The sequence below is a fragment of the Romboutsia sp. genome (assembly GCF_035470145.1).
In the GTDB taxonomy this organism is placed as follows: Bacteria; Bacillota; Clostridia; order Peptostreptococcales; family Peptostreptococcaceae; genus Romboutsia_D.
Window position 1 is genome coordinate 1 of record NZ_DATIRC010000337.1, and the last position, 4,701, is coordinate 4,701.

Consider the following 4,701-nt stretch of genomic DNA (forward strand, 5'->3'; position numbering starts at 1 on the left):
TAGGATGCATAGTATTAAGGTTGTACCTTAATCCTGAAGTGTTAATTTCAATTCCTTTTCCATTGTTTATAATGATTTTTAATATTTCATCTATAATATCTTTATAATCTTCATATCTTAAAGTTTTATTTTCAAAATTTCCATATCTAACTATAAAATCTAGATGTCAATATACGTCGCAGTTGTCAAAATGTTCAACACAGTATTTAAGATTTTCAAAGTATTCTCTATATCCTTCTTCTTGAGTTTTTCCTTTAAATAAATCACCTGTATCAAGTTCTATGTCATTCCATGCATGTATTGAACATATTACAAAATCAAATGGATGTGAATTTAATAAATTATTTATTTTATCGTTTAAATCAGGTTGATATCCAATTTCAATACCCATTAAAATATCTATTTCTTTATATTTTTCTCTAAGTTTTTTTATCTTTTCTACATATTCTTCAATGTTTATTTCAAAACATATCTCATCACTTGGATAATCAAAGTCCTGATGATCTGTAAACATTACTTCTTTTAATCCCAATTCTATAGCTCTTTTTACTACATCATCTATTGGTGTATTACAGTCACCTGAAAATTCTGAATGAACATGATGGTCAGTAATAATGTTCATCTCTTCCCTCCTTAGTTTTATTTCAATCTTTATTATGTGAATTTTGTTTTTTTTATTTATCCTTTAACTATATATTAATAATGTTTTGTTAATTCTGTATTAACTAAATGTTAATTTCATGTTAGTTTTTTGGTTTTTATGTTGTTTTATGCATTAAAGCAACATTATTTGCCAAATGTATTGTTGCTATTTTTATCTATCCTTTAACTATATATTAGAATCATTTTGTTAATTCTATATTAAAGCAGCGTTAAATCCATGTTTATTTTTTGGTTTTTGTGTTGTTTTTATATTTAAATCAAACATTATATATAAATCAATTCCAAATTTACTATTAGTTAATACAAAAAGAACTGTAGATAGATTTGTTTTTACACAAACCTATCTACAGTTCCGGTTTTGATATTATTATTTATAAAACTAATTTTGAAATCTTACATCAATGAACAAATGTTGATACTACATATAAACGCCTCCTCTTATTTCGTGTTAATTTCATTTTATTGGCATACAAATTATATAATAAAAAAAGTACTGATATAAATCAATACTTTTAAAATAACTTAATCTGTTGTGCTAGTTAATCTGTTGGATATATTGAAAATACTAGATAAAGTTTTTAAGCAATAAAATATCTTGTGTTAGATAGTAGTGTTTTCAATACTTAAATTTAACTAGCACAACGAGTTAAATTATTTATCTTATAAAGTTAGTTGCTACTTTTTCTTCTCTTTCAGGTATACCTATTCCATTTTGCTTACCAAGTTCTATACACTTAAGTAACCAAGCCATATTCTTACCTAAAATCCTCATAACTTGCATTCCTTCTAAGTCCTGTAATGTTTCCTCTGGTGTATTTCCATGTACCATATTCCAATACTGAGAACTTACAACTGGCATATTATTTATTGTAAAATACTTGTTAAGCTGGTCAAATGTTGCAGTAGTTCCACCCCTTCTAGCACTTGTTATACTTGCTCCTGGCTTATAAGAAAGATTTGCTCCTGCACTAAAAAATACTCTATCTAAAAATGAAGTAAGTGCTCCTGATGCCGATGCATAATGAACTGGTGAACCAAATACAAATCCATCAGCTTCCTTAGCCATTTTAGCAAATTCATTTACCTTATCATTCATAAAACACTCACCAGTTTTTCTACATGACATACATCCTATACATCCACATATAGGCTTTGCTCCTAATTGAAATAGCTCTGTTTCAATTCCATTTTCTTCTAATGTTTTAGCTACTTCACAAAGTGCAGTATACGTACATCCTTTTAAACGAGCACTTCCGTTTACTAATAATACTTTCATATTTACCTCCTAAATTTACACCTATTACTTACTCATATTTACATTTATTTCATATTAATTATATTTCAGTATAGTATTTATTATCAATAATTATAATTAATCTGTTGGATATATTAAAAATACTAGATAAAGTTTTTAAGCAATAAAATATATTGTGTTAGACAGTAGTGTTTTCAATACTTAAATTTAACTAGCATAATGAGTTGACTTAATTATTTGCAATTTTCCTTAATAATAGCTTTAACTGTTCTTGTTCATCCTTACTAAATATATCTAATATATGGTCATTTAATTCCACATTTACTCACCTCATATATATAATATACCTATTGCATCTTAATATATCAATAACTGTCAAACGAGAAGAAAAAATCTTTTGAAAAGTTCATCTTTCCTGGATTAATGTGAGTGGTCATGATGCATATCTGGAGTATGGCTATGAGTGTGTTCTATTAGCTCATGAGTATGCTCGTGACTATGTTCTCCATTTTTAAAATCTTCATGAGTATGATTATGATGTCCGTCATTGTGATTATGTCTATGTTCATGCTTAATAATTTCATGAGTATGATTATGATTATGTTTTTCTACAGCAGCATAATATGCACCAAAAATCATTAGAATAACTGCAATAACAAAATTCCATGTTATTGTTTCATTGTACATTAAAAGAGATAGTCCTACACCAATAAAAGGTGCAACTGCATAATACGCACTAGTCCTTGCTGCTCCTAATTCTCTCTGTGCAGTTATATAAAAGAATATGCTTAACCCATAGGCAAAGAAACCTAGAATCAAGGCTATGAATATATACCCTATATCACTTACATATTCTTTAGTTAAAAATGCTATTATCAGCGACCCTACTCCAGATCCTAATCCTTTAATAACTACTATCTGCATGGGATCTTTTAAAGACATCATTCTTGTACAATTATTTTCAAATCCCCAACAGATACAGGCTAGTAAAACAAATATTGAACCTATTGAAAATGAGAAACTACTAAAGTCAGCTACTGATAAAATAATACTTGAAACAGTAATAAAGAAAATTGCTATCCATAGTCTTTTGCCAATTGATTCTTTAAAGATTAATAAAGCAATAAGAGATGTAGCTACAATCTCAAAATTATTCAATAATGAGGCATTTGAAGCTGTAGTCATACTCAATCCAATCATCAAAAATATTGGTGCAGCAATATCTAAGGCTATCATCCCTATAGTAAATGGAAGCTCTTTTCTTCCAATTTTAGCTTCTTTCTGTTTAATTCCCTTTGAGTTTTTCATCAAGCTCATGATTAACATACCAATACCTGCCCCAAGATATAGTAGTGCCGCCATAATCATAGGAGGTATTTTTTCTAGTAAAAACTTAGATACTGGTGAACTTATCCCAAACAGTGCAGCTGCAAGAATCGCTTGAAACACTGCTACATATTGTTTTGATTTTATCATATTACTTTTCCCCTTTTAAATTTTTAAATTCTAATATCATTATGTTCTATGTTTACTTTTTACTAAAATATTTTTCTGAAACAACTTATGAAAAGTTTAAAACATATAATTATATATTAAACATACCATCTCATCTATGAATTTTAATTTATCATCTTTATTTTCTAACTTTGATATTAATATATAATTTGCATCTATGGTTGTTTGTATTATTTCCCATTTTATATCTAAATTTTTTATATTTTCTTCATCATTAATTTTATTAAAAAAGCTCATCATTAATATTTTTATACGTTGTTTATTTTTATCCCTATATTTTCCTATTTCTTCATATTCTTTTTTTATTGTTTCTATATCTTTATAAATAAAGGCCAACTCAGATAAGAGTTTTATATTTTCAATAAAAAAGCTTTTTAATAATTGTTTTTTATCATTTTCTTTAGATAGTTTTTCTAAAATTTTTTCTAATTCTAGATAATTTTTCTCAGATATTCTATTTAATATTTCTAAAAAAATATCACTTTTATCATTAAAATAATTATAAAATAATCCTGTTGATACTCCTGCTTTTTTTGCAATTTCCTTTGAATTCGTATTATAAAAACCTTTTTCATTAAATAACTGAAAAGCTGCATTTATAAGACTTTCTTTTTTTTCTATAGCCCTCTTTTGTTTAGGCTCTCTTATGTTTTGTTGCATATAATCACCTATTCCTACACATTATTATGATAATTATATATTTATTTAAGATATTAATCAATAAATATGAACTAAAGTTCATTTTTAGTTGACTTTTTCAATTTAGAATATTAAAATATTAAAATAAAACATGAACTAAAGTTCATATTTTTTACGTTGTATTTATAGATAAGGATTTTTGATAAAAATTAATCCTTTATTATTTTTAAAAATAAATTTTATAATTATGCAAAGTAATAAAAATAATTGCAAAGGTGTGATGTGATATGAAAGGTAATACAAAAAAAAATCTAACTTTAATTAGAATAAAAATATTTTTAATAGCTTTAGCAGCTATTTTGATATTTGGTATATTTGGAAAAAACAACTTAATAGTTGGAGTAGCAGCAATGATGATAGCTCCAAGTATATTAGGAGAAGATTATACTGCTAATATATCAACTACTACTATATTACTCGCTATAATAAATGTCCTTATAGGGTTTTTTGCATATATAGCAACTCTAAATCCTTTTTTAGGATTAATTCTTACATTTTTTGTAAGCTTCATTATCTACTATTTATTTAGTTATGATGCTAAACCATCAAAAAGTATTGGATTTATGATA

General features: G+C 26.0%; 5 protein-coding genes. 1 reads left to right on the forward strand and 4 read right to left on the reverse strand.

Annotation, left to right across the window (positions count from 1 at the left end; genetic code table 11):
* Window positions 1-166 precede the first annotated feature (166 nt).
* From VLM92_RS13560 to VLM92_RS13575, 4 genes are all read right to left on the reverse strand, one after another.
* Window positions 167-622, reverse strand: a complete 456-nt coding sequence (locus VLM92_RS13560) for a histidinol-phosphatase HisJ family protein (protein WP_325276865.1) — start codon at window positions 620-622, stop codon at window positions 167-169.
* Window positions 623-1,318: 696 nt separating this feature from the next.
* Complete coding sequence (locus VLM92_RS13565) at window positions 1,319-1,939, reverse strand: flavodoxin family protein (protein ID WP_325276866.1); 621 nt, start codon at window positions 1,937-1,939, stop codon at window positions 1,319-1,321.
* 399 nt (window positions 1,940-2,338) lie between these two features.
* A complete protein-coding gene (locus VLM92_RS13570; RefSeq protein WP_325276867.1) occupies window positions 2,339-3,394 on the reverse strand; it encodes a DMT family transporter in 1,056 nt (351 codons plus the stop codon).
* A 96-nt stretch (window positions 3,395-3,490) separates the two neighbouring features.
* Window positions 3,491-4,093, reverse strand: a complete 603-nt coding sequence (locus tag VLM92_RS13575; protein ID WP_325276868.1) for a TetR/AcrR family transcriptional regulator — start codon at window positions 4,091-4,093, stop codon at window positions 3,491-3,493.
* 266 nt (window positions 4,094-4,359) lie between these two features.
* On the opposite strand from VLM92_RS13575, the gene VLM92_RS13580 reads away from it, so the two are divergent.
* On the forward strand, window positions 4,360-4,701 hold a 342-nt coding region (locus VLM92_RS13580; protein ID WP_331681777.1), incomplete at its 3' end, for a hypothetical protein.